The sequence below is a fragment of the Kitasatospora sp. NPDC029367 genome, from assembly GCF_055569135.1.
This window is the reverse complement of the sequence record NZ_JBVHYH010000105.1, coordinates 1-25,254: the sequence shown is the minus strand read 5'-3', so window position 1 is coordinate 25,254 and position 25,254 is coordinate 1. Positions and strand designations below refer to the sequence as shown.

The 25,254-nt window shown below is 73.5% G+C and carries 19 protein-coding genes, 1 rRNA gene and 1 pseudogene; 12 read left to right on the top strand and 9 right to left on the bottom strand.

Annotated elements, in window-relative coordinates:
* Positions 1-159 precede the first annotated feature (159 nt).
* The gene (locus ACZ4W5_RS35455) at positions 160-1,734 is read right to left on the bottom strand and encodes an MFS transporter (RefSeq protein ID WP_465659210.1); all 1,575 of its coding nucleotides are present in this window, start codon (positions 1,732-1,734) and stop codon (positions 160-162) included.
* Positions 1,735-1,903: 169 nt separating this feature from the next.
* Between ACZ4W5_RS35455 and ACZ4W5_RS35450 the strand changes: the two genes are divergently transcribed.
* The 3 genes from ACZ4W5_RS35450 to ACZ4W5_RS35440 all read left to right on the top strand — a co-directional run bounded on the left by ACZ4W5_RS35450 (position 1,904) and on the right by ACZ4W5_RS35440 (position 4,223).
* Positions 1,904-2,614 carry a TetR/AcrR family transcriptional regulator gene (locus ACZ4W5_RS35450; protein ID WP_360242643.1) on the top strand — a complete coding sequence of 237 codons (711 nt, stop codon included), beginning with the start codon at positions 1,904-1,906 and terminating at the stop codon, positions 2,612-2,614.
* Positions 2,615-2,698: 84 nt separating this feature from the next.
* Positions 2,699-3,508, top strand: coding sequence for an enoyl-CoA hydratase/isomerase family protein (locus tag ACZ4W5_RS35445; protein WP_465659208.1), 810 nt, complete (start codon positions 2,699-2,701; stop codon positions 3,506-3,508).
* 112 nt (positions 3,509-3,620) lie between these two features.
* Entirely contained in the window at positions 3,621-4,223 is a 603-nt protein-coding gene (locus tag ACZ4W5_RS35440; RefSeq protein ID WP_402484330.1) for a phosphatase PAP2 family protein, read from the top strand.
* A gap of 96 nt (positions 4,224-4,319) precedes the next feature.
* Here the strand turns inward: ACZ4W5_RS35440 and ACZ4W5_RS35435 are convergent, their stop codons facing one another.
* Positions 4,320-5,546 carry an acyl-CoA dehydrogenase family protein gene (locus ACZ4W5_RS35435; RefSeq protein ID WP_465659206.1) on the bottom strand — a complete coding sequence of 409 codons (1,227 nt, stop codon included), beginning with the start codon at positions 5,544-5,546 and terminating at the stop codon, positions 4,320-4,322.
* A gap of 153 nt (positions 5,547-5,699) precedes the next feature.
* Between ACZ4W5_RS35435 and ACZ4W5_RS35430 the strand changes: the two genes are divergently transcribed.
* Both ACZ4W5_RS35430 and ACZ4W5_RS35425 read left to right on the top strand, forming a co-directional pair.
* Entirely contained in the window at positions 5,700-6,326 is a 627-nt protein-coding gene (locus ACZ4W5_RS35430) for a TetR/AcrR family transcriptional regulator (RefSeq protein ID WP_360242655.1), read from the top strand.
* 113 nt (positions 6,327-6,439) lie between these two features.
* The gene (locus ACZ4W5_RS35425; RefSeq protein WP_465659204.1) at positions 6,440-7,900 is read left to right on the top strand and encodes a glycoside hydrolase family 5 protein; all 1,461 of its coding nucleotides are present in this window, start codon (positions 6,440-6,442) and stop codon (positions 7,898-7,900) included.
* A gap of 54 nt (positions 7,901-7,954) precedes the next feature.
* Here the strand turns inward: ACZ4W5_RS35425 and ACZ4W5_RS35420 are convergent, their stop codons facing one another.
* Entirely contained in the window at positions 7,955-9,979 is a 2,025-nt protein-coding gene (locus tag ACZ4W5_RS35420; protein WP_360242661.1) for a M3 family metallopeptidase, read from the bottom strand.
* Between the two features lie 197 nt (positions 9,980-10,176).
* On the opposite strand from ACZ4W5_RS35420, the gene ACZ4W5_RS35415 reads away from it, so the two are divergent.
* Positions 10,177-11,889 carry a bifunctional 3'-5' exonuclease/DNA polymerase gene (locus ACZ4W5_RS35415; RefSeq protein ID WP_465659203.1) on the top strand — a complete coding sequence of 571 codons (1,713 nt, stop codon included), beginning with the start codon at positions 10,177-10,179 and terminating at the stop codon, positions 11,887-11,889.
* 6 nt (positions 11,890-11,895) lie between these two features.
* On the opposite strand, the gene dhaM is transcribed toward ACZ4W5_RS35415, so the two are convergent.
* Positions 11,896-12,288 carry a dihydroxyacetone kinase phosphoryl donor subunit DhaM gene (dhaM, locus tag ACZ4W5_RS35410; RefSeq protein ID WP_360242667.1) on the bottom strand — a complete coding sequence of 131 codons (393 nt, stop codon included), beginning with the start codon at positions 12,286-12,288 and terminating at the stop codon, positions 11,896-11,898.
* A gap of 141 nt (positions 12,289-12,429) precedes the next feature.
* Here dhaM and dhaK point away from each other — a divergent pair, with 141 nt between their 5' ends.
* The gene (gene dhaK, locus ACZ4W5_RS35405; protein ID WP_465659201.1) at positions 12,430-13,425 is read left to right on the top strand and encodes a dihydroxyacetone kinase subunit DhaK; all 996 of its coding nucleotides are present in this window, start codon (positions 12,430-12,432) and stop codon (positions 13,423-13,425) included.
* Between the two features lie 45 nt (positions 13,426-13,470).
* Positions 13,471-14,064 (top strand): annotated as a pseudogene (dhaL, locus tag ACZ4W5_RS35400) (dihydroxyacetone kinase subunit DhaL); the annotation flags it as partial.
* A 350-nt stretch (positions 14,065-14,414) separates the two neighbouring features.
* Here dhaL and ACZ4W5_RS35395 read toward each other — a convergent pair.
* Entirely contained in the window at positions 14,415-15,503 is a 1,089-nt protein-coding gene (locus tag ACZ4W5_RS35395) for a PP2C family protein-serine/threonine phosphatase (protein ID WP_360242676.1), read from the bottom strand.
* 291 nt (positions 15,504-15,794) lie between these two features.
* Between ACZ4W5_RS35395 and ACZ4W5_RS35390 the strand changes: the two genes are divergently transcribed.
* Positions 15,795-16,013 carry a heavy-metal-associated domain-containing protein gene (locus ACZ4W5_RS35390; RefSeq protein WP_360242694.1) on the top strand — a complete coding sequence of 73 codons (219 nt, stop codon included), beginning with the start codon at positions 15,795-15,797 and terminating at the stop codon, positions 16,011-16,013.
* Between the two features lie 62 nt (positions 16,014-16,075).
* The gene (locus tag ACZ4W5_RS35385; protein WP_465659200.1) at positions 16,076-18,382 is read left to right on the top strand and encodes a heavy metal translocating P-type ATPase; all 2,307 of its coding nucleotides are present in this window, start codon (positions 16,076-16,078) and stop codon (positions 18,380-18,382) included.
* 122 nt (positions 18,383-18,504) lie between these two features.
* Here ACZ4W5_RS35385 and ACZ4W5_RS35380 read toward each other — a convergent pair whose 3' ends face one another.
* From ACZ4W5_RS35380 to recD2, 3 genes are all read right to left on the bottom strand, one after another.
* The gene (locus ACZ4W5_RS35380; RefSeq protein ID WP_360242682.1) at positions 18,505-19,224 is read right to left on the bottom strand and encodes an SDR family NAD(P)-dependent oxidoreductase; all 720 of its coding nucleotides are present in this window, start codon (positions 19,222-19,224) and stop codon (positions 18,505-18,507) included.
* 542 nt (positions 19,225-19,766) lie between these two features.
* On the bottom strand, positions 19,767-21,056 hold the full coding sequence (locus tag ACZ4W5_RS35375) for a citrate synthase (protein ID WP_030289141.1): 1,290 nt from the start codon (positions 21,054-21,056) through the stop codon (positions 19,767-19,769).
* 225 nt (positions 21,057-21,281) lie between these two features.
* A complete protein-coding gene (recD2, locus tag ACZ4W5_RS35370; protein ID WP_465659198.1) occupies positions 21,282-23,516 on the bottom strand; it encodes an SF1B family DNA helicase RecD2 in 2,235 nt (744 codons plus the stop codon).
* A 226-nt stretch (positions 23,517-23,742) separates the two neighbouring features.
* Here recD2 and ACZ4W5_RS35365 point away from each other — a divergent pair, with 226 nt between their 5' ends.
* Together ACZ4W5_RS35365 and ACZ4W5_RS35360 are read left to right on the top strand one after the other, a co-directional pair.
* Complete coding sequence (locus tag ACZ4W5_RS35365) at positions 23,743-24,546, top strand: VOC family protein (RefSeq protein WP_465659197.1); 804 nt, start codon at positions 23,743-23,745, stop codon at positions 24,544-24,546.
* A 100-nt stretch (positions 24,547-24,646) separates the two neighbouring features.
* Entirely contained in the window at positions 24,647-25,108 is a 462-nt protein-coding gene (locus ACZ4W5_RS35360) for a GNAT family N-acetyltransferase (RefSeq protein WP_465659196.1), read from the top strand.
* Between the two features lie 62 nt (positions 25,109-25,170).
* Here the strand turns inward: ACZ4W5_RS35360 and rrf are convergent.
* A 5S ribosomal RNA gene (gene rrf, locus ACZ4W5_RS35355) occupies positions 25,171-25,254 on the bottom strand; the annotation flags it as partial.

The following is a 25,254-nucleotide window of genomic DNA, read 5'->3' as shown; positions in this document are numbered from 1 at the left end:
CTTTCCCACCCCCCCTCGCCGCTGGGGGGGGAAACGCCCGAGGGGGCACGGGGGACCCCCCCCCCGCCCCCCCCCCCCCCCCCTCCGCCGTCCGGCCACGCCGGAATCCCCCGCCGGAATCCCCGCGCCGGGCTCCCCGCCGGGCCCCCAGTGGCTGGCTCAGGCCGCCAGCACCGGGCCGTCGACCGCCGCGGGCGCCTCCCCGGCCTCCTTGGTCGCCGTGGCCTCCCCAGCCTCGGTGGCCGCCGCCCGCTCCGCCGTACGCAGCCGCAGCGCCAGCAGCAGCACCACGACCATCACCCCGCCCGCCGACAGGAAGACCACGTCCACGGCGTCCGTGAAGCTCCGCAGCGCGTGCTCCCGGGCCGCACCGGTCAGCGTGCGCACCGCGGAGAGGGAGCGTCCGGGCTCACCGGCCTCGAACACCCGGGTCAGCACCGTGCCGAAGAGCGCCGCGCCGAGCGCGTTGCCGAGGGTCTGGAAGAACCGGACGCCGGTCGTCGCGACGCCGAGCTGCTCGCGCGGGGCGGTGTCCTGCACCATGGTGATCAGCTGCCCGATCAGCTGCCCGAACCCGGCTCCGAGCAGGGCGAGTTCGGCGCCCACCGCCCACAGCGGGGTGTCCGGGCCGCTGAGCCCGAGCAGGGCCAGGGCGAGCACCGAGACGCCCGAGCCGACGACCAGGAAGGTGCGCGGCCGGTGGCCGCGGGCGATCAGCCGGGTGGCGAGCAGGCCGACGCCGGTCATCCCGGCGGCCATCGGCATCAGGAAGAGGCTGGCCGTGGTCGGGGCGACCCCCCGGGCGATCTGCAGGTAGAGCATCACGTAGACGATCGCGCCCACCATGCCCGTCCCGACCAGGCCCTGGACCGCGAAGCCGATCCGCACCACCGGGATCCGGAACAGCGAGAGCGGGAGCACCGGCTCGGCGGCGGTGGCCTGGCGCCACAGGAAGAGCCCGAGCGAGGCCAGGGTGGCGGCGCAGAGCCCGAGGATCACCGGGGACGTCCAGGCGTAGTCCTTGCCGCCCCACTCGGTGACCAGCAGCAGCCCGGTGGCGAAGGCGCCGGCCAGGGTGGCGCCGAGGAAGTCCAGGCCGCGCCGGCCGAGGTTGCGCGGCAGCTTGACCACCAGGGCGAAGCCGGCCAGGACGAGCAGGCCGAGCGGCACGTTGACGTAGAAGATCCAGCGCCAGCCGAGGTGGTCGGTGAACAGCGCGCCGACCAGCGGGCCGACCGCCATGCCGAGCCCGGCGACGATGCCCCCCATCGCACCGCCCTTGCCGCCCCTGCGCTCCGCCGGATCCTGGAGCTGGGCCATCACCACCATGGTCACGCTCATCAGCCCTCCGCCGCCGATGCCCTGGACGGCCCGGAAGGCGATCAGTTCGCCCATCGACTGCGCGGCCCCGCAGAGCACCGAGCCGAACAGGAAGGTGCCGACCGCGCCCAGCAGCACCCGCTTGGCGCCGTACACGTCGCAGAGCTTGCCGTAGAGCGGGAGCAGCGCGGTGGCCGCCAGCGAGAAGGCGCTGACCATCCAGGGCAGCCGGTCGACGCCGTGGACCGGGTCGAGGTCGCGGACGATCGGCACGGTGGCCGCCGAGACGATGTTGGAGTCGAGCACGGCCAGCACGATCGTCACCAGGCAGAGCAGCATGGCGAGTTGGCGCTGGGCGGTGGTCATCAGGGTGGATCCGGCCGGGCCGGGTGTGAGCGGGGCAGCGGTTGCCATCGGGAAGTCCCCCCGGGTGTGTGGAGTCGGCCCCGACCGGTGCGGTCCGGCGGGCTCGGCACCAACCATGGCAGCAACTTTGGACCGGGTCAATTCTTCATCTGGACCAATCTTTCAGCCAGGCACATCTTTCTGCTCGGTCTAGCTTTGATCCTGGTACAGTCTTCGCATGGCGACCCACCACGGCTTGGACCTCGGCCCCGACCGCGACCTCGACGCCCTGCCGCTGCGCGAGCGCAAGAAGATCCAGACCGGCAGCCGGATCTTCCGCACGGCCATCGGCCTGTTCGTCGAACGGGGCTTCGACCAGGTCTCGGTGGCCGAGATCGCGGCCGCCGCCGAGGTCTCCAAGATGACCGTGTTCAACTACTTCCCGACCAAGGAGGACCTGGTCCTCGGGCCGGTGGAGCAGCACCTCGACGAGCCCGCCCGGGTGGTGCGCGACCGCGCCCCGGGCACCTCGGCGGTGACGGCGCTGCGCGAGCACTTCCTGGCCGCCCTGGAGCGCCGGGACCCGGCCACCGGCCTGAACGACGACGCGGTGGTGCTGGACGTGATCCGGCTGATCCACGCCACCCCGTCGCTGGCCCTGCGCGCCACCTCGGCCTTCGACCGGCGCGCCCAGAGCCTGCTCGCCGACGAACTGCGCCGGCAGGACCCGGCCCATGACGAGCTGACCGCCCGGGTCGCGGCCGCCCAGCTGCTCGCCGTCCGGCTCACCCTGATCGCCGGCAACCACCTGCGGATGCTGGCCGGTGAGCGCGCCGCGGACGCCCTGCCCGGCGCCCTCGACGAGGCCCGGCGCGCCTTCGCCGTGGTCGAACACGGCCTCGGCACGTACTGCGCGGGCCCGGCCCGACCGGGCGCAGGCGCCGCCTGACCGAGGACCGGACCGGCCCGGCCCGAAAGAGCGCCGGACCGGCCTGAGAGAGTGGGCGCACCACGACCGACGCCGGAGGTGCGCATGGACCAGCCACTGCTCACGCGGGACCGCTCCGCCCTGCCCACCCGGGCCGAGGGCCTGAACGCGTACGTCGGCGAGGACGGCGTCGCCGTCCTGGAGTTCGCCCGCCCGCACCGCCGCAACGCGGTGACCCTGGCGATCTGGCGGGCGCTGCCCGAGGTGCTGGACCGGCTCGCCGAGCAGCCGGGCGTACGGGCCCTGCTGCTGACCGGCGCCGGGAACACCTTCAGCGCGGGCGCGGACATCACCGAACTCGCCGAGGTGTACGGCGATCCGCAGCGCGCGGACGCGTACCACGCGGTCAACGTGGCCGCCGAGGAGGCGCTCGCGGCCTTCCCGCACCCGACCCTCGCCGTGGTGCACGGCGCCTGCGTGGGCGGCGGCTGCCAGCTGGCCGTCGCCTGCGACCTGCGCTTCGTCGCCGAGGACGCCCGGGTGGGGATCACCCCGGCCAAGCTCGGTGTGGTCTACCCGGCGGTGCCGACCCTGCGGCTGGCCCGGCTGGTGGGTCCGGCCCGGGCCAAGTACCTGCTGTTCTCCGGCGAGTTGGTGCGCGGCCGGGACGCGCTGCCGCTGGGCCTCGCCGAGCGGGTCCTGCCGGACGCCGAACTGGACGCCGCCGCACTGGAGTTCGCCCGGCTGCTGACCACCCGCTCGACCCAGACGATCGGCGCGGTGAAGGCCGCGCTGGCCGTCCCGGCGGAGCGGGCGGCCGAGGCGCTGGAGCCCTGGGAGCGGCGCTCGCGGGAGGCCTCGGACGTGCACGAGGGGCTGGCCGCGTTCCTGGCGGGCCGCCCGGCGCGGTTCTGAGCCGCAACCCGGCGGGCCCTCCGCACGGACGGCAGCACCGCCCACTCACGTACGATCATCGGACCGACGCCGAGCCGTCGACCGCCCTTCCCCACCCGGAGCACCCACCCCGATGACCACCGAGGCCACGACCGCCCCCACCAGCCGGACGACCTGGGCCCGCCGGGTCACCGACGGCGTCGAGCCGAAGAACGTGATCATCGCGGTCTGCCTGCTGATCGGCGGCCTGCGCTACGGCTGGTCCGGCCTCGGCTGGGCCGCCTTCGCCGCACTGTTCGCGGCCGTCATCCCGACCCTGTTCATCCAGCGCGGCATCCGCAAGGGCACCCTGGAGGACCGCCACGTCGGCCACCGCCAGCGCCGGCTGACCGTCATCCCGTTCATCATGGGCTCGGTCGCCGTCAGCTTCGCGGTGATGATCCTGGCGCACGCCCCGCGCGACCTCACCGCGATGGTGGCGGCGATGTTCGCCTCGCTGGTGCCGATCCTGGTGATCACCGTCTGGTGGAAGGTCTCCGTGCACACCGCCGTGGCGGCCGGCGCGGTGGCCTGCCTCGGCATCGCGCTCGGCCCGCTGTGGCTGCTGCTCTACCCGCTGGTCGCGGTGATCGGCTGGTCCCGGGTGGTGCTGCGGGACCACACCACCGCGCAGACGATCGTCGGCGCGGTGGTCGGCTCCCTCTCCGCCGGGCTGACCTTCTGGCTGGCCCGATAGCCAAGCCCGATAACCAGGCCCGACCATCGGGCCCGCCGGTCCGGCCCGGCAGTCCCGGCCCGATAGCCCGGCCCGGCAGTCCCGGCCCGTCCCCGGCTAGCGGATCGGCATCCCCGAGACCGCCCGGGCGATCACCAGCCGCTGGATCTCGCTGGTCCCCTCGAAGATCGAGTAGATCGCGCTGTCCCGGTGCATCCGCTCCACCGGGTACTCCCGGGTGAAGCCGTTGCCGCCGAGGATCTGCATCGCCTGCGCGGTGACGAACTTGGCCGTCTCGCCCGCGTACAGCTTGGACATCGAGCCCTCGGCCGCGGTGAACGGCTGGTTGTTGGCGGCCATCCAGGACGCCCGCCAGACCAGCAGCCGGGCCGCGTCGATCCGGGTCCGCATGTCGGCGAGCTGGAAGGCCACGCCCTGGTTGTCGATGATCGGGCGGCCGAACTGCTCCCGGGTCTTCGCGTAGTCCAGCGCGACCTCGTACGCGGCCCGGGCGATGCCGATCGCCTGCGCCCCGACGGCCGGGCGGGAGGCCTCGAAGGTCGCCATCGCCGCATTGCCCCGGCCGCCCGCCCGCTTGACGCCCTCCCGGGCCCGGGCCAGCCGCTCGTCCAGCTTCTCCTTGCCGCCGAGCAGGCAGCTGCCGGGCACCCGGACGCCGTCCAGCACCACCTCGGCGGTGTGCGAGGCGCGGATGCCGTGCTTCTTGAACTTCTGGCCCTGGCTCAGCCCGGGGGTGCCCGGCGGGACGACGAAGGAGGCGTGCCCGCGGGTGCCCAGCTCCGGGTCCACGCTGGCCACCACGACGTGCACGGCGGCGATCCCGCCGTTGGTGGCCCAGGTCTTGGTGCCGTTGAGCACCCACTCGTCCTTGGCCTCGTCGTACACGGCCCGGGTGCGCAGCGCGCCCACGTCGGAGCCGGCGTCCGGCTCGGAGGAGCAGAAGGCGGCCACCTTGACGTCGTCGGGGGTGCCGAACATCTGCGGGGTCCAGGTGCCGATCTGCTCGTCGGTGCCGTTGGCGAGCACCGCGACGGCGGCCAGCGTGGTGCCGACGATGGCCAGCCCGATGCCCGCGTCGCCCCAGAACAGCTCCTCCATGGCGATCGGGATGCCGACGCCGGAGGGGTCGAAGTACTGCTGGGCGTAGAAGTCCAGCGAGTAGATGCCCAGCTTGGCGGCCTCCTGGATGACCGGCCAGGGGGTCTCCTCCCGCTCGTCCCACTCGGCCGCGACGGGGCGGATCACGTCGGCGGCGAAGCCGTGCAGCCAGTCGCGTACGGCGAGCTGGTCCGCGCCCGGGTCCAGCGAGAACGTGCTGCTCATGGGGGAGCCTCCGCAGAAGGGGTGACGACGCAGGGTTCACGGCCGCCCGATGCGACCCACCGGGGTGTTACCCCGGGTAACATGGTCGGAGTCTGCTACTGATTGGTAACCGGTGTCAACGCCCAGGCCACCCAGAATCCCGAGGAGCAGCGCATGTCCCGAGAGCCCCGCCGCGAGCAGCTGCTCAACGCCGCCGACCGGGTCATCCAGCGCGAGGGGCCGAGCGCCAGCATGAACGCCATCGCCGCCGAGGCCGGCATCACCAAGCCGATCCTCTACCGCCACTTCGGCGACCGGACCGGCCTGATCAGGGCGCTGACCGAGCGCCACACCAGCGGCCTGCTGGCCGCCGTCCGGGCCGCCCTGGCCGAACCGCTGGAACGCCGCGACCGGGTCGAACATGTCCTGGACACCTACCTCGCCGGGATCGAGGCCCGCCCCCAGGTCTACCGGCTGCTCACCCACCCCGAGCCCGGCGACCCCAGCGGCGCGGGCAACGCCCTCGCCCCCGCGCTGCGGCAAATCGCCGAGGAGATCACCCGCGCCGTGCAGAACCAGGTCGACCTCGGCGCCGACCGCGACCTGCTCGCCGAGGCCTGGGGCCGGGGCATCACCGGCATGGTGCTGGCCGCCGGCGACTGGTGGCTGGAGACCAGACCCTGCACGCGCACCCGCATGGTGCAGGCCCTGGCCGACCTGCTCTGGGGCCGGCTCGCCGCCGCCGCGGACCTGCCCACCGCCATCCTGCCGCCCACCCCCGCCGAACCGAACGGCGACTGAACCCGACGTTCTCCCAGGGCAGTTGCACCGACCCCGGCCACGCACGACCCTTGTGCCGGCCCGGCGGCCGCGGGCATCATCGGGCCCCCACCCCCCGCCGTGCGAGGTCCCCGATGCGCCTGTGCCGCACCGCCGTCGCCCTGCTGCTCGCCGCCACCGCCGCCCTCGGCGGCGCCGCCCCGGCCGCCGCCCACAGCGGCCACCCGACCCGCTTCCCCACCGGCACGGCCACCGGCCCGGACGGCCGTACCGCCCTCACCGACGACCAGGGCCGCCGCCTCCAACTGCGCGGCTTCAACCTCGACAAGTACGCCGAGGCCACCCCGGCCGACCTCGACTCCGTCGCCGCCCAGGGGTTCACCCTGGTCCGGCTGCCGGTCTCCTGGACCAGGCTGGAGCCCGAACGCGGCCGCCTCGACCCCGCCGAACTGCACCGGATCCAGGCGCTCCTCGACCGGGCCGACCGCCTCGGCCTGCTCGTCCTGGTCGACTTCCACCAGGACGTCTACGGGCCGCAGTTCGGCGGCGGCACCAACGGCATCCCGCGCTGGGCCACCCGCGACGACGGCCTGCCGTTCACCCCCGACCCGAAGGACTGGTTCGCCGGCTACTTCCAGCCCGCCGTCCAGGCCGCCTTCCGCCACCTCTACGACGACCCCGACCTGCGCGCCTGGCAGGCCGACTTCTACACCCGGCTCGCCCGCGAACTGTGCGGCCACCGCTCCCTGTTGGGCTACGACCTGTTCAACGAGCCGTTCGGCCCGGTGGACGGCGACCCGACCGACCCGGCCGTGCTCGCCGCCGCCTCCGCCGCCCTGGAACAGGGCCGGCTCGCCGACATGTACCGCCGCCTGATCGCCGCCGTCCGCCGGGCCGACTCCCGCGCCTGGCTGTTCGTCGAACCGACCGTGCTGGTCGGCCAGGGCGTGCCCACCGCCCTCCCCGGCTTCACCGACCCCCGCCCCGGCGCGCCCCGGCTCGGCTACGCCCCGCACTTCTACGACACGGCGGTGGAGAACGGCGCCGACTGGAACCCCGCCGACGGCTTCGTCGAGCAGTACACCGCCGCGATCACCGGCTACCCGGCCGCCCACCACCTGCCCGTACTGGTCGGCGAGTGGGGGCCGCCCGACTCCCGCACCCCCGGCAACACCCTGCTGGTCCGCCAGCAGGTCGCCGCGATGGACGGCTTCGCCGAGGGCTGGACGATGTGGTACTGGTGCCGGGGCACCGGCGGCTACTGCGCCCTCGACCCCGCCGGCCGCCCGGCCCCCGGCGACGGCCCCGCCTTCGGCCCTTACCCGGCGGCCGTCCCCGGCACCGACGTCCGGACCACCCCCGGGGGCGCCGCGGGCGCCACCACCGTGCGCTGGACGGCCGACGGCAGCGGCCGCACCGGCGAACTCGTCCTGCCGCCCGCCGCGTTCCCGCACGGCACCCGGGTCGCCGTCTCCCCCGCCGACGCCCGGGCCGAGGTCGAGCAGCCCGCGGACGGCCGCGCGGGAACCGTACGGATCCGGCTCCCGCACGCCCGCCCGGGCACACCGGTGACGGTGACGCTCACCCCACGCTGACCGGCCCGGACCGCGCAACCGGCCCGGACCGCGTGACTGGCCCAACCCGCGTGACTAGCCCAGACCGCGGCGCTCCAGCAGCGGCGCGGTCTCCGGCGCCCGCCCGACCACCGCGCGGAAGGACTCCAGCGGGTCCCGGCCGAACCCGCGCGCCAGCAGCTCGCGCCGGAACAGCTCACCGCTGTCCCGCACCGACCGCCCGTTCGTCTCGAACCACCGCACGGTGTCCGCGTCCAGCACCTCCGACCAGATGTACGCGTAGTACCCGGCGCTGTAGCCGCTGGAGAAGATGTGCTGGAAGTACGGCGTGCGGTAGCGCGGCGGGATCGCCGGCACCGCGAGACCGGCCTCCGCCAGCACCCGCGCCTCGAACTCCTCGGCGTCCTCGACCCGGTGGCCCTGCGGCAGGGTGTGCCAGGCCCAGTCCAGCAGCGTCGCCGCGAGGTACTCCACCGTCCGGAAGCCCTCCCCGAACCGCTCGGCCGCGGTCATCCGCTCGACCAGCTCGGCCGGCAGCGGCTCCCCGGTGACGTGGTGGCGGGCGTAGTTGGCCAGCACCTCGGGCCGGACCATCCACATCTCGTTGACCTGCGAGGGGAACTCCACGAAGTCCCGCGGCACGGCGGTGCCCGCGAACAGCGGGTACCGCACGTCCGAGAACAGCCCGTGCAGCGCGTGCCCGAACTCGTGGAACAGGGTGCGCACCTCGTCCCAGCTCAGCAGCGCCGGCTCGCCCGGCGCCGGGCGCGGGATGTTGAGGGTGTTGAGCACCACCGGCCGTCGCCCGGTCAGCCCGGACTGGCCCACCAGCTCGTCCATCCAGGCGCCGCCGCGCTTGGACGCCCGGGCGTGGAAGTCCCCGATGAACAGGCCCAGCGCGGTGCCGTCCTCCTCGAACACCTCGAAGACCCGGGCGTCCGGGTGGTGCGCCGTCAGCTCCGGCCGCTCGGTGAAGGTGATCCCGTACGCGAGCCCGGCGGCGAAGAACACGCCGTCCACCAGCACCCGCTCCAGCTCGAAGTACGGGCGCAGCGCGGCGGTGTCCACCTGGTAGGAGGCCTGCCGCACCTTCTCCGAGTAGTACGCCCAGTCGTGCGCGGCGAGCTCCTCGACGCCGTCCGCGGCCGCCACCGCGGCCAGCTCGGCGGCCTCCCGGCGGGCGTTCGCCACGGCCGGCTCCACCAGCCGGGAGAGCAGCCCGGAGACCGCCTCGACCGTCCCGGCGGTCTCGTCCGCGACGACGTAGGCGGCGTGGTTCGGGAAGCCCAGCAGCGCGGCCCGCTCGGCGCGCAGCCCCGCCATCCGGATCGCCAGCGGGCCGTTCTCCGCGCCGGCCCGGCCGAGCGAGGCGGCCAGCAGCCGCTCGCGCACCGAGCGGTCGGCCAGCTGGGCCAGCTCGGGCTGGCCGGAGGTGCTCTTGAGGCTGAGCACGTACCGGCCCTCGTGGCCCAGCACCCGGGCGTTCTCGGCCGCACCGGCGATCGCGCCCTCGGACAGCCCGGCCAGCTCCTCGGCGGTGTCCACGACCAGCGCGGCGGCACGGGTGGCGGCGTTCACGTTCTGCTGGAACGTCGTTCCCAGCGCGGCGAGTTCGGCGTTCAGCTCGCGCAGCCGGTCCTGCTCGGCCGCGCCCAGCCGGGCACCGGAGCGGACGAACGCGGTGTACCAGCGCTCCAGCAGCCGCAGCGACTCCGGGTCCAGCCCCAGGGCGGCCCGGTCCCCGTACAGCGCCTCGATCCGGGCGAACAGCCGCCGGTCCAGGTGGATCGCGTCGTGGTGGGCCGCGAGCAGCGGGCTGACCTTCGCCTCCACCTCGTCCAGCAGCTCGGTGGTGTCGGAGGAGGACTGGTTGCGGAACACCGCGTCCACCCGGCGCAGCAGCTCACCGGAGCGCTCCAGGGCCACCAGGGTGTTCTCGAAGGTCGGCTCGGACCGGTCGTCGGTGATCGCCGCGATCTCGGCCAGCTGCTCGGCCGTTCCGCGCTCGTACGCGGGCAGGTAGTGCTCCTCCCGGATCTCGGCGTAGGGAGGCAGTTCGTAGACCAGGGGGCTGGCCGCGAAGAACGGGTTCTCGGTCATTCCGCCGACCCTACGCGGTGTCCTCCCGCGTGCCCATACACCCCAGGTCATCGTTGTCAGACCCACCCGTTAACGTCGACCGCGCGGACCCCCGGTCCGCACACCCGCGCCCCACCCGCACACCCGCCCCGCCCCCCGGCCCACCGCAGCACCGCAGCACCGCCAGGACGCGCCCCAGGAGAGAGGAGACACCCGCCGTGGCCCCCAGAACCGCCCTCGTGCCCGACCAGCACGGCCCCGGCGGCCGCCTCCAGCCGCTCGACGACGCCGGCCGGCCGCTCGGCCCGCCGGAGGCCGTCCGCGACCTCACCGCGGCCGTCGCCGCCCTGGAGTCCGCCACCCGCCCGCGCTGGGTCTGGGCCGCCGCCGACTCCGGGTACGCCCCGCTGCTGCCCCGGCTGCCCGACCGGCTCGCCCGCTGCCACGACCTCCGGCTGGTCGAGGCGCTGCTGCTGGGCCACGAGGGCCGCTTCGGCGCGCCGCGCTCGCTCGGCGCCGCCTGGTCCCGGCTGCACGGCCGGCCCGTCCCGGAGGACCTGCCCGAACCCGGTCTGTCCGACGCGGACGACGGCCAGGACACCCTGTTCGCCCCCGACCGGCTGCAACTGCCGCCCGGCGCCGACCCACTGGCCGCCGTGGTGGCCGTGCACGCCGAGCAGCAGCGGCGGATCGCCGCCATCGCCGACCCGTCGGCCCGGCAGCGCTTCCGGCTGCTGGCCGCCGCCGAGTCGGCCGGCGCCCTGGTGGCCGCCGAGATCGCCCACGACGGCCTGCCCTGGCGCTCCGACGTCCACGACCGGCTGCTCACCGACCTGCTCGGCCCCCGCCCCGCCGTCCCCGGCACCCAGCCCCGGGTGCTCGCCGACCTCGCCGTCGAACTCCAACAGGCCCTCGGCGCCAAGCCGTTCAACCCCGACTCGCACACCCAGGTGCTGCGCGCCTTCGCCGAGGCCGGCATCCAGCTCGGCTCCACCCGCTCCTGGGAGCTCAAGGAGATCGACCACCCGGCCGCCCGGCTGCTGGTCCGCTACAAGGAGCTGGCCCGGATCCACGTCGCCCACGGCTGGGCCTGGCAGGACGCCTGGGCCCGCGGCGGCCGCTTCCGGCCCGAGTACGTGGTCGGCGGCGTGGTCTCCGGCCGCTGGGCCAGCCGCGGCGGCGGCGCCCTGCAGATCCCGCGCATCCTGCGCCGCGCCGTGGTCGCCGACCCGGGCTGGCTGCTGGTGGTCGCCGACGCCGCCCAGCTGGAGCCGCGGGTGCTCGCCGCGCTCTCCCAGGACGCCGGGCTGGCCCGCACCGCGGCCGGCGGCGACCTCTACGAGTCGCTGGCCGCCCAGGCCTTCCAGGGCGACCGCGACAAGGCCAAGCTCGGCCTGCTCGGAGCCATGTACGGGCAGACCAGCGGCGACATCGGCCCGCTGCTGAACACCCTGCGCCGGCGCTACCCGGCCGCGATGGGCTACGTCGAGGCGGCCGCCCGCACCGGTGAGGACGGCGGCGTGGTCACCTCCCGGCTGGGCCGGGTCTGCCCGCCGGCCTCCGCCGCCTTCCTCGACCTCACCGAGGCCGACGCGGGCGGCGAGACCGGCGGCCGCACCGCCCGCGCCCGCGGCCGGTTCACCCGTAACTTCGTCATCCAGGCCAGCGCCGCGGACTGGGCGCTCGCCCTGCTGGCGGCGCTGCGCCGACGGCTGGGCGAACTGCCCGTGCCCGGCCCGGCGGACCGCCCGCACCTGGTGTTCTTCCAGCACGACGAGGTGATCGTGCACACCCCGGCCAACCTGGCCGAGCAGGTGGCCGCCGCCGTCGCCGAGTCCGCCGACGAGGCCCGGCGGCTGGTCTTCGGTGACACCCCGGTGCGCTTCCCGCTCAGCACCGCGGTGGTGGACTGCTACGCCGACGCCAAATGACCGCCGCTACAGCTTGCGGAAGGAACGCGCCTCCTCCGCCGCCGCGACCACCTCGGCCAGCCCCGCCCCGGTCGAGGCGGTGACGACGGCGGCCACCGCACCCTCCACGAACGGCGCGTCCACCAGCCGCACCCCCGGCCTGGGCTCGTCCTCCAGCACGGTCACCGCGGTCAGCACCGAACTGCCGAGGTCCGGCAGCACCACCACCCCGGCCCCGCCGTCCGCCTCCGCGACCGCCCCGGCGATCAGCTCGTAGCTGGTGCCGAGCCCGCCGTCCTCCGTCCCGGCCGCGACCACCACCCGCACACCGTCCGGGGCGAGTTCGCCGAGCAGCTCGCGCAGCCCCTCGGCCAACTTGGCACTGTGCGAAACCAGAACGACGCCCACCCGTCCACTCATGCGCCCGACCCTACGGCCCGCCCCACTGCTCCGGAAGGGTGAGCGGAACCGCGCGTGTCGCACCCCGTGCCCCCACCCCCCGTCTGGCGTAGCGTCGGCCCCAGGCTGTTGCGTCCACCCGCGGTCACCCAAGGGAGCGAAGTGAAGAAGCTGATCAACACCCCGGAGAGCGTCCTGGCGGACGCCCTGGCCGGAGTCGCCGCCGCCCACCCCGAACTGGCGGTGGACATCCCCAACCGGGTGATCACCCGAGCCGCCCGCCCGGCCGGCCCCAAGGTCGCGTTGATCTCCGGCGGCGGCTCCGGCCACGAGCCGTTGCACGGCGGCTTCGTCGGCCCCGGCATGCTCGACGCCGCCTGCCCGGGCGAGGTGTTCACCTCCCCCGTCCCGGACCAGATGCTGGCCGCCGCGAAGGCCGTGGAGAACGGCTCCGGCGTCGTCTTCATCGTCAAGAACTACACCGGCGACGTGCTGAACTTCGAGCTCGCCGCCGAACTCGCCGCCGAGGAGGGCCTGGAGGTCCGCACCGTCCTGGTCAACGACGACGTCGCGGTCGAGGACTCCACCTGGACGGCCGGCCGCCGGGGCACCGGCGCGACCGTCCTGGTCGAGAAGACGGCCGGGGCGCTCGCCGAACGTGGCGCCGCCCTGGACGAGGTCGCCGCCCTCGGCGAGCGGGTCAACGCCGCCTCCCGCTCCTTCGCGATCGCGCTCACCGCCGCCACCGTCCCGGCCGCCGGCAAGCCCGGCTTCGACCTGCCCGAGGACGAGATCGAGGTCGGCGTCGGCATCCACGGCGAGCCCGGCCGCCGCCGCGAGAAGCTCCGCCCCGCCCGCGAACTGGCCGCCGAGGTGGTCGAGACCATCCTCGCCGACCACCACCTGACCCCGGGCGACGAGGTGATCGCCCTGCTCAACGGCATGGGCGCGACCCCACTGCTGGAGCTGTACGTGGTCTACGGCGAGGTCGCCGCCCGGCTCGCCGCACACGGCATCACGGTGGCCCGCAGCCTGGTCGGCAACTACGTCACCAGCCTCGACATGGCGGGCTTCTCGCTCACCCTCACCAAGGCCGACGCCCAACTGCTGGACCTCTGGGACGCCCCGGTCGACACCCCCGCCCTCAAGCGCGCCTGAACGGAGCCGGCATGGACTTCGACACCACCCTCGCCGAGGCCTGGATCCGCGCGAGCCGCGGCCGTCGAGCAGGAGGAGGCCCGACTCACCGACCTGGACTCCGCGATCGGCGACGGCGACCACGGCAGCAACCTCCACCGCGGCTTCACCGCCGCCCTCACCGCCCTGGACGGCCTCCGGCCCGACAGCCCCGGCGCCGTCCTCACCAAGACCGGCACCACCCTCATCTCCAAGGTCGGCGGCGCCTCCGGCCCCCTCTACGGCAAGGCCTTCCGCGCCATCGGCGCCGCCCTCCCCGGCCCCGCCAACCCCACCACCCTCGCCGAGGCCCTCGCCGCCGGCCTGGACGCAATCCGCATCCTCGGCAAAGCCGCCCCCGGCGACAAAACCATCGTGGACGCCTGGACCCCCGCCGTAACCGCCCTCCGCACCGCCGCCGCCACCGGCGCCGACCTCCCCGAAGCCACCGCAGCCGCCGCCGAAGCCGCCGAACAAGGCGCCCTCGCCACCATCCCCCTCCGCGCCCGCAAAGGCCGCGCCTCCTACCTAGGCGACCGCAGCACCGGCCACCAGGACCCCGGCGCCACCTCCACCGCCCTCCTCTTCCGCACCCTCGCCCAAACCACCACCACCCGCTAACCACCCCCACGGGCGCGCGGGCAACCGCCCACGCGCCCACACCAATAAGCCCCCACCCCGCACCCACCCAACCCCCCAGCACCAACCCACCCACCCCAACCCCCCACCCACCTCCCCACCCGCCCAAGGCGAGAGGGACGCGCTGCGGGAGGGGGCGGTGGAGGGGGTGGGTGCGGAGAGGGGCGTGACGGGTGATTTTCAGACCGCCAACGGCGAGCACCCCGCACCATGAGGGTCGGCGGTCGGAAAATCATCCAGCCCCCGGAGCGCCCACCCCCGGAACCGCCCCCGGCGTCACCCACCCTCCCGAAAGCCCACCCCCCAACCAAAGCCCCGCGCAGCGGCCCCCTTCAGTCCGTCCACGCAATCAGCAACAACAACGCGTCATCCCGCAACTCCCCACCCGCATGCGCCAGCAGATCCGCATACACCCGCCCCACCGCCGCCTCCAACTCCCCCGCCGAGCGCCCAGCTCCCCGCACCAGCGGCCCGACCCGCTCCGCCAACGGATAGAACTCCCCGCTCCTGCGGTGCCGCGCCTCGATCACCCCGTCCGTGTACAGCACCAGCACGTCCTCCGCCCCGAACGGCTGCCCCCAGGTGGTCGGCTCCCCCGCCGCCAGCCGCCCGAGGCCCAGCGGCACCCACGGATCCGGCGCGTCGAGCACGTGCGCGTGCCCGTCACCGTCGACCCGGATCGGCGCCACGTGCCCGTACTGGAGCAGCTCCATCTCCCCAGGCCGCCGGAACTCGGCGAACAGCGCCGTGGTGAACTCCCCGTCCGGCACGTGCCGCTCGACGCTGGCCTCGATCCTCGAGGCGACCCCCCGCAGCCCGGCCTCGTCGTACGCGGCCTCGCGGAACGCGCCGAGCACCACCGCCGCGGTCTGGACGGCGGCCAGCCCCTTACCCCGGACGTCCCCGACCGCGACCCGGGTGCCGTGCGGCGTCTCCAGCACCGAGTAGAGGTCCCCGCCGATCCGTGAGGCGTCCGCCGCGGACACGTACCGCACGGCGAGCCGCAGCGGCCCGACGGCCGGCCCGGGCAGCCGCAGCAGGGCCCGCTGGGCGGCCTCGGCGACGGAGCTGACCGCCGCGAAGGCGGCCGCCCGCCGCATCCGGATCTTGGCGACCCAGGCCGAGAACAGCGTCAGAACCAGATAGCTGACCATCGCACCGTAGAGGAAGCGGGCGTCGTTGATGTTGTCGACCTGGTCGTAGTGGCTGAGCCCGAAGACGGCGAGCAGCCCGACCGCGCAGACGGCGAGCAGTTCGCCGGGCTTGAGGGTGAGCGCGGCGACGGCCGGGACGACGGTCATCAGCGGTGCGAGGTACCGGTCCTTGCCGGAGAGGAGGTCCGCGAGTGCGACCAGCAGGACGGCGAGCAGCGCCGGGGCGGCCCGCCACCGGAACGGCACGTCCTGGAGGTCGGCGGCCATCAGGGCACCGCGCCGCCGGTCCGGTGACAGCCCGGCGTCAGAGGGGGCCGAGGGCGACTGGGCACGGCGGATCGGGAACACATATCGAACATAAGGGACGATCACGGCCCCGAACCACCCACCACCCACCTCACTCCCACCCGCCCCATCCGTCCCAATTGCCCGATTTGTCATAAAGTTCAATGCGATCCGCGTCACCCACCCCGCCGGGAAATACCCCAGAGGGGTATGGTGTTCGAAGAGCTGGAGAGCAGGAGATCCAGCACCCGCACCGACCTCCAGGAGGCCCCGATGTCCAGCACCATCACCTACACCGTGTCCGGCATGAGCTGCGGCCACTGCGAGAAGGCGATCAGCGAGGAGCTGTCCGCGCTGACCGGTGTCACCGAGGTCGCCGCCGACGCCCAGGCCGGTACCGTAACGGTCTCCTCCGCCGTCCCGCTGGCGGAGGAGCAGGTCCGCGCCGCGATCGACGAGGCCGGCTACGAGCTGGTCGGCCCGGCCGCCTGAGCCACCCCGGTACGGCGGGGGCCCGCCCAGGCCCCCGCTACCACGTCCAAGGAGCCCTCCGCATGACCACCTCCGCCCCCGACGTCGGGGCACCGGGCCGGGTCGAGCTGTCGATCGGCGGGATGACCTGCGCCTCCTGCGCCGCCCGGATCGAGAAGAAGCTCAACCGGATGGACGGCGTCGAGGCCACGGTCAACTTCGCCACCGAGAAGGCCCGGGTCGACTTCGGCCCCGGCGTCACGGTCGAGGAGCTGATCGAGACCGTCGAGCGGACCGGCTACACCGCCGAGCTCCCACCGCCCCCGGCCCCCGCCACCCCCGATCCCGGCTCCGACCCCGCACACGGCGGCCACCCCACCCAAGGCGGCCACCCCGGGTCGAACGACCACCACCCCGCCGACCCGCTGCGCGAACGCCTGCTGATCAGCGCCCTGCTCGGCATCCCCGTGGTGCTGCTCTCGATGGTCCCCGCCCTGCAGTTCACCGACTGGCAGTGGCTGGCCTTCGCCCTCACCGGCCCGGTCGTCTGCTACGGCGGCCTGCCCTTCCACCGCGCCGCCTGGACCAACCTCAAGCACGGCGCCGCGACCATGGACACCCTGGTCTCGCTCGGCACCCTGGCCGCCTTCGGCTGGTCCTGCTGGTCCCTCTTCCTGGGCCACGCCGGCCTGCCCGGCATGCACCACGCGTTCTCGCTCACGGTCGGCGACACCGACCCCGCCGCCAGCCTCTACCTGGAGACCGCGGCCGCCGTCACCGTGCTGATCCTGCTCGGCCGCCACCTCGAGGCCCGCGCCAAGCGCCGGGCCGGCGCGGCCCTGCGCGCCCTGCTGGACCTCGGCGCCAAGGACGTGACCGTGCTCCGGGGCGGGCGCGAGGTCCGGCTGCCGGTAGAGCAACTGACCGTCGGCACCCGCTTCGTGGTCCGCCCCGGCGAGAAGGTCGCCACCGACGGCACGGTGGTCGAGGGCAGTTCCGCCGTGGATGCCTCGATGCTGACCGGCGAGTCCGTCCCGGTCGAGGTCGGGGTCGGGGACGCCGTCACCGGTGCGACCGTCAACGCGGGCGGCCGGCTGGTGGTCGAGGCCACCAAGGTCGGCGCGGACACCCGGCTGGCCCGGATGGCCAAGCTGGTCGAGGAGGCCCAGAACGGCAAGGCCGCCGCCCAACGCCTGGCCGACCGGATCTCCGCGGTCTTCGTCCCGGTGGTCATCCTGATCGCCCTGGCCACCCTGGTCGGCCGGCTGCTGGCCACCGACAGCCCCACCGCGGCGTTCACCTCCGCCGTGGCCGTGCTGATCATCGCCTGCCCGTGCGCCCTGGGCCTGGCCACCCCGACCGCCCTGCTGGTCGGCACCGGCCGCGGTGCCCAGCTCGGCATCCTGATCAAGGGCCCGGAGGTGCTGGAGACCACCCGCCGGGTCGACACCGTCGTCCTGGACAAGACCGGCACCGTCACCACCGGCCGGATGACCCTGCTCGCCGTGCACACCACCGAGGAGGTCACCGAGGCCGAGGCGCTGCGCCTGGCCGGCGCCCTGGAGCACGCCTCCGAGCACCCGATCGCCCGGGCGATCGCCAGCACCGCCGCCGACCGCCTCGGCGGGCTGCCACCGGTCCGGGACTTCCGCAACCTGCCTGGCCGGGGCGTGCGGGGCGTCGTGGACGGCCGTACGGTCACGGCCGGGCGCGCGGCCGGGCTGGCCGACCTCGCCCAGCCCCTGCCGCCCGTCCTGACCCGCGCCGTGGCCGCCGCCGAGGCGGCCGGCCGCACCGCGGTCGCGGTCGGCTGGGACGGCAGGGCCCGGGCCGTCCTGGAGGTGGCGGACGCGCTCAGGCCGACCAGCGTCGAGGCCGTCACGAAGCTACGGGCCCTGGGCCTGACCCCGGTGCTGCTGACCGGCGACAACCGCACGGTGGCGCAGGCGGTGGCCGCCGAGCTCGGCATCGCACCGCAGGACGTCATCGCCGAGGTGCTGCCCGAGGACAAGGTGGCGACGGTCCGCCGGCTCCAGGCCGAGGGCAGGGTCGTGGCGATGGTCGGCGACGGCGTCAACGACGCGGCCGCGCTCGCCCAGGCCGACCTCGGCCTGGCGATGGGCACCGGCACCGACGCCGCGATCGAGGCCGGCGACCTCACCCTGGTCCGCGGCGACCTGCGTGCCGCCGCCGACGCCGTCCGGCTCAGCCGCAGGACCCTCGCCACCATCCGGGGCAACCTCTGCTGGGCCTTCGGCTACAACGTCGCGGCGATCCCGCTGGCCGCCGCCGGACTGCTGAACCCGATGATCGCCGGGGCCGCGATGGCCTTCTCCTCGCTCTTCGTGGTCGGCAACAGCCTCCGGCTGCGCCGCTTCCGGGCCGCCTGAGCCCGGCCGGACGCCGGCCACCGGACACTGGACGCCGGACGACGAAACGCGGGGGCCGGACCGTCCTCGGTCCGGGCCCCGCGTCACATCTCAACGCCTCGACGCCTCAGCGTCTCAGCACCTCAACGCCCCAGCAGTTCCCCGCCGTTGCAGTGCAGGATCTCGCCGGTGATGAACCCGGCCTCGGGCGAGGCGAGGAAGGTGACCGCAGCCGCCACCTCCCCGGTCTCGCCGATCCGGCCGAGCAGCGTGCGCCCCGCCCGGCGGGCCACCTCGGCCTCGTCCAGCCGCGGCCCGAAGAACTCGGTGCCGGCCACCGTGCCCGGCGCGACGATGTTGGCGGTGATCCCCGAGGTGCCCAACTGCGCGGCCAGGAAGTGGTTCCAGGCGTGCAGCGAGGCCTTCGCCGCACCGTACGAGCCGGCCCCGCGCAGGGCGGCGATGGAGCTGATGGTGACGACCCGGCCGGAGCCCGGGGTGAGCCGGTCCCGGATCGACTCGGTGAGCAGCACCACGGTCAGCACGTTGCGCTCGAAGTCGCCGCGCCAGCGCGCCAGCAGGGCGTGCGGCCCGCCGCCGACCACGGTCTCCCGGCTGCCGGCGTTGTTCACCAGCACGTCGATCCGCTCGGGCAGTTCCGCCAGCACGGCCTCCACGGCGTCCGGGTCGGCGAGGTCGCACACCAGCGGGGTGACGTTCGGCCCGAGGTCGATCGCGGCCTTCTCCAGGACGGCCCGGCGCCGACCGACGATCACCACGTGCTCGCCCGCCTCGGCGAACCGCCGCGCGACTTCGTACCCGATTCCCGTGCCACCGCCGGTGACGACGACGTTCCTGGACATCTGCGCACTCCCTCCCCAGTTCCGCCGTCGCGCGACGAGGGGGCGCGACGGTCCGTACCGGAATGCCACGATTCCTATCACGCTCGGTTGCCGTGACTGCGGGGAGGGTGACGTCTCGCCCGAGGGAAGGTGTGATATGGGCGCGGTACGAGGCGCCTACGGAGCGTGGCGAGAGGCAGCTCACACCCCCCGGGCGTAACTTCTCGCACCCTGATACGTCTTAGGTTGGTAGTGCGGCAGTTTTTCCGCTGGGCGGGGCACGATCAACGGCAATGTGTCCCCGCGCCGCCGGCGGGCTGTCGCCGACGGGGCTCCGGCGGGCCCCGGGAACGGTCGTCGAACTCTCGACGGCCTTCGCGCACGGCGCCGGGGTTGTGGCGGGCCAGGGACGCTTTGAGCGGCCGTCCCCGGTCGCGGCCGGCCCCGGAGTCGTGCGCCGTACGGTTCCGTCCCCGCCCGCGGGCCTTCCGGGCCTGCGGGTGAGGACGCGAAGGGGCCCGGCCGCTCAGCAGCGGCCGGGCCCCTTTCGGTGCGGTGCGACGTCAGCGCTGGTCGAGCTCGACGTAGTCGCGGATCGCGGTGCCGGTGTAGATCTGGCGCGGGCGGCCGATCCGGCTGGTCGGGTCGTTGATCATCTCGTGCCAGTGGGCGATCCAGCCCGGCAGCCGGCCGAGGGCGAACAGCACGGTGAACATGCTGGTCGGGAAGCCCATGGCGCGGTAGATCAGGCCGGTGTAGAAGTCCACGTTCGGGTACAGCTTGCGCGAGATGAAGAAGTCGTCCTTGAGGGCGTGCTCCTCCAGCTTGAGCGCGATCTCCAGCAGCTCGTCGCTCTTGCCGAGCTGGCCGAGGACCTCGTGCGCCAGCAGCTTGACCTGCGCGGCGCGCGGGTCGAAGGCCTTGTAGACGCGGTGGCCGAAGCCCATCAGCTTGACGCCGGCTTCCTTGTTCTTCACCTTCGTGATGAACGCGTCGACGTCGCCGCCGTCCTTCTGGATGCTCTCCAGCATCTCCAGGACGGCCTGGTTGGCACCGCCATGCAGCGGGCCCCACAGCGCCGAGATGCCCGCCGAGATCGAGGCGAACAGGTTGGCGTGGCTGGAGCCGACCAGGCGCACGGTGGAGGTGGAGCAGTTCTGCTCGTGGTCCGCGTGCAGGATGAGCAGCTTGTCCAGGGCGTTGACGACGACCGGGTTGAGCTCGTAGTCCTCGGCGGGGACGGCGAAGGTCATCCGCAGGAAGTTCTCGACGTAGCTCAGGTCGTTGCGCGGGTAGACGAAGGGCTGGCCCATCGCCTTCTTGTACGCGTACGCGGCGATCGTCGGCAGCTTGGCCAGCAGGCGGACGGTCGACAGGTGGCGCTGGGCCGCGTCGAAGGGGTTGTGGCTCTCCGGGTAGAACGTGGAGAGCGCACCGACCACCGAGGACAGCATGGCCATCGGGTGGGCGTCCCGCGGGAAGCCCTGGAAGAAGCGCTTGACGTCCTCGTGCAGCAGCGTGTGCTGGGTGATCTCGCGGTTGAACTCCGCCAGCTGGTCCGCGTTGGGCAGCTCGCCGTTGATCAGGAGGTACGCGGTCTCGATGAAGCCGCCCTGTGCTGCGAGCTGCTCGATCGGGTAGCCGCGGTACCGCAGGATGCCGTTGTCGCCGTCCACGAAGGTGATCGCGGACTTGTACGCGGCGGTGTTACCGAAGCCGTTGTCCAGGGTGACCAGGCCGGTCTGCGGGAGCAGCTTCGAGATGTCGAAGCCGGAGTTGCCCGCAGTGCTCTCGACGACGGGGTACTCGTACTCGCCGTCCTGGTACCGCAGTACTACCGAGTTGTCGCTCACGTCTTCCTCACCGACGAAATGAATCCTCTTCCAAGGTGCCCTGACTGTCTCTACCATCCCCCATCCGGAGGACAGCCGCGCACCCGGGGTGGCCCGGAAGGGCCCGCCCCTACAAAACCTTCTGCCCCTGCCGGTACGAACCGGACAAGATCGGCACCACCCTAGGCTCTTCCGTAAATCTCTTCACGTCAAGAGAACATTAGAGGCAACCATCCTGTTGGATAATCATCCAGAAGCAAGTCGATGATCCAGCGCGGCGTGCCGCCGACCTGCACTGACGGCCCTCACAGCCTGCGCGATCGCCTTCCGTGACCCGACCAGCACCACGAGTTTCCTCGCCCTGGTCACAGCGGTGTAGAGCAGATTCCGCTGGAGCATCGTCCAAGCGGACATAGTGACCGGAATCACCACCACCGGGTACTCGCTGCCCTGCGAGCGGTGGATGGTCACCGCGTAGGCGTGGGCCAGCTCGTCCAGCTCGTCGAAGTCGTACGACACCTCCTCGTCCTCGTCGGTGAGCACCGTCAACCGCTGGTCGTCCACGCTGAGGGCGGTCACCACTCCCACTGTGCCGTTGAAGACCCCGTTCCGCCCCTTGTCGTAGTTGTTGCGGATCTGGGTGACCTTGTCCCCCACCCGGAAGGTCCGCCCGCCGAAACGCCGCTCCGCCAGACCCTCCCGGGCCGGCGTCACCGCCCCCTGCAACAGGGTGTTCAGGTTCCCCGCCCCCGCCGGGCCCCGGTGCATCGGCGCCAGCACCTGGACGTCCCGGCGCGGGTCGTAGCCGAACTTCTGCGGGATCCGACGGGCCACCACGTCCACCGTCAGACCGGCTGCCCGCTCGGTGTCGTCCTCCGCGAACAGGAAGAAGTCCGCCAGACCCTCCGTCAACGGCGGCTTCCCCTCGTTGATCCGGTGCGCGTTGGTCACCACGCCCGACTGCTGCGCCTGCCGGAAGATCCGGGTCAACCGCACCGAGGGGATCGGCCCGTCCTCGGCCAGCAGATCCCGCAGCACCTCGCCGGCCCCCACCGAGGGCAGCTGGTCCACGTCCCCCACGAACAGCAGGTGGGCGCCCGGCGGCACCGCCTTGACCAGCTTGTTCGCCAGGATCAGGTCCAGCATCGAGGCCTCGTCCACCACCACCAGGTCCGCGTCCAACGGCCGGTCCCGGTCGTACGCGGCGTCACCGCCCGGCTTCAACTCCAGCAGCCGGTGCACCGTCGAGGCCTCCGCCCCGGTCAGCTCCGCCAGCCGCTTGGCCGCCCGCCCGGTCGGCGCCGCCAGCACCACCTTCGCCCGCTTGGCCAGCGCCATCGTCACGATCGACTTCACCGTGAACGACTTGCCGCAGCCCGGACCACCCGTCAGCACCGCGACCTTCTCGGTCAGCGCCAGCCGCACCGACTGCTCCTGCTCCGGCGCCAGCGCCGCCCCGGTCCGCCGGGCCAGCCACTCCAGCGCCACCGGCCAGTCCACGTCCGCCGACCACGGCAGCCGGTCGGAGTCCGAACGCAGCAGCCGCAACAGCTGGTTGGCCAGCGAGATCTCCGCCCGGTGGAACGGCACCAGGTACACCGCGGTGATCGGCTCGCCCGCCTCCCCCGGCACCGTCTCGCGCACCACCCCCTCCGCCGCGACCAGCTCCGCCAGGCAGTCGATCACCAGCCCCACGTCCACCTGCAGCAGCTTCACGCCGTCCGCGATCAGCCGCTCCTCCGGCAGGTAGCAGTGCCCCTGGTCGGTGCTCTGCGACAGCGCGTACTGCAGGCCCGCCTTCACCCGCTCCGGACTGTCGTGCGGGATGCCCACCGCCTGGGCGATCCGGTCCGCCGTCAGGAAGCCGATCCCCCAGACGTCCGAGGCCAGCTTGTACGGCTCGTTGCGGACCACCCCGATCGAGGCGTCCCCGTACTGCTTGTAGATCCGCACCGCCAGCGAGGTCGAAACCCCGACCCCCTGGAGGAAGACCATCACCTCCTTGATGGCCTTCTGCTCCTCCCAGGCTGCGGCGATCTTCTTGGTGCGCTTCGGCCCCAGCCCCGGCACCTCGATCAGCCGGCCCGGCTCGTTCTCGATCACCTCCAGGGTGTCCACCCCGAAGCGCTCGACGATCCGCTCGGCGAACCGCGGCCCGATCCCCTTGATCAGCCCCGACCCCAGGTACCGCTGGATGCCCTGGACCGTCGCGGGCAGCACCGTGGTGTAGTTCTCCACCGTGAACTGCCGCCCGTACTGCGGGTGCGAGCCCCACCGCCCGTGCAGCCGCAGCGACTCCCCGACCTGCGCCCCCAACAGCGCGCCCACCACCGTCAGCAGGTCGTTCCCGCCCCGGCCGGTGTCCACCCGGGCCACCGTGTAGCCGGTCTCCTCATTGGCGTAGGTGATCCGCTCCAGCACGCCCTCGACCTGCGCGAGCTGGCGGGGCACCTCCTGCCCCGACTGCGCCTGCTTGCCCACCGGAGCCCCCTTCGACCGGTACGGGTGGACCATTCCGTTACGCACCGTACCGCCCCGCGCGGACAGCTCCGGACCGCCCGCCGGACCCACCGTGCACCGCCCGCCGGACCCACCGTGCACCGCCCGCCGGACCCACCGTGCACCGCCCCGACCGAGGTGCCAGGCTGAAAGGGTCCAGGGGGTCGTCGACCGCGCCCGCGCCCGTACGGGAACCGTCCGAGGAGCAGTGAGTGCCGCCATGCTCAACACCGACTTCCGCCCTGGTGCCCCCAACTGGCTCGACCTGAGCAGCCCCGACACCCGGGCCTCCGTCGACTTCTACTCCACCCTGTTCGGCTGGACCTTCGACTCAGCCGGCCCCGAAGCCGGCGGCTACGGCTTCTTCCAGCTCGACGGCCGCACCGTCGCCGCCCTCGGCCCGCTCACCGAGGAGGGCGCACTCCCCGCCTGGACCCTCTACTTCGCCACCGAGGACGCCGACCGCACCACCGACCTGGTCCAACAGGCGGGCGGCCGCGTCCGGTTCACCCCCTTCGACGTCTTCACCGCGGGCCGGATGGCCGGCTACACCGACCCGACCGGCGCCCACTTCGCGGTCTGGCAGCCGCACCACACCCGCGGCCTGGACGTCGTCAACGAGCAGGTCAGCCTCTGCTGGGCCGAGTGCTACAGCGTCGACGCGGAACGGGCCAAGGCCTTCTACCGCACGGTCTTCGGCTGGCAGGAACAGGACGTCCCGCTCGGCGAGGCGCTCTACACCGTGCTCACCCCGGTCGGCGGCGGCACCGACGACGCACACGGCGGGATCCTCCAACTCAGCCCCGAGCACACCGCCCGCGGCACCGGCTCGCACTGGCTCCCCTACTTCGAGGTCCCCAACGTGGACGCCAGCCTCGCCATCGCCGACCGGCTCGGCGCGAAGGTCCGGATCCCGGCCATGGACCTCCACGGGGTCGGCCGGCTCGCCCAGCTGCTGGACCCGCACGGCGCCGTCTTCGCCGTCATCACCAGCGCCGGGCCCGGGGAGTGACCCGGCATCGGACCGTGGTGGGTCGTAGCGGGCCCTGGAGGCACGCTACGGGCGTAGATCGGAGCCGCCGCATCCTCTGGAGCCTCCTTATCCTCTGATCATGACTGAAACGGCTGTTCTGACGATCCGACGGGCCGGCGAAGGCGACCTGCCGGCGATCGTGGCCATGCTCGCGGACGACCCGCTGGGCGCCACCCGCGAGAGCCCCGACGACCTGACCCCCTACCGCACCGCCTTCACCCACATCGACCGCGACCCGCACCAGCACCTGGTCGTCGCCGAACGCGCCGGCCGCGTCGTCGGCACCCTCCAGCTCACGGTGGTCCCGGGCCTCTCCCGGGCCGGCTCCACCCGCACGATCATCGAGGCCGTCCGCATCCACGCCGAGGAACGCGGCAGCGGACTCGGCACCGAGCTGATCGAGTGGGCCGTCGAGCGCTCCCGCGAACTCGGCGCCGACCTCGTCCAACTCACCTCGGACGCGACCCGGACGGATGCGCACCGGTTCTACGAGCGACTCGGCTTCACGGCCTCGCACATCGGATTCAAGCGGAAGCTCTGAAATCTTCCCGAAAATGCGAAAAGGCCCACCCGGTAACCCGGGTGGGCCTTCTCTGAATGATTGTTCGGCGGCGTCCTACTCTCCCACAGGGTCCCCCCTGCAGTACCATCGGCGCTGTGAGGCTTAGCTTCCGGGTTCGGAATGTA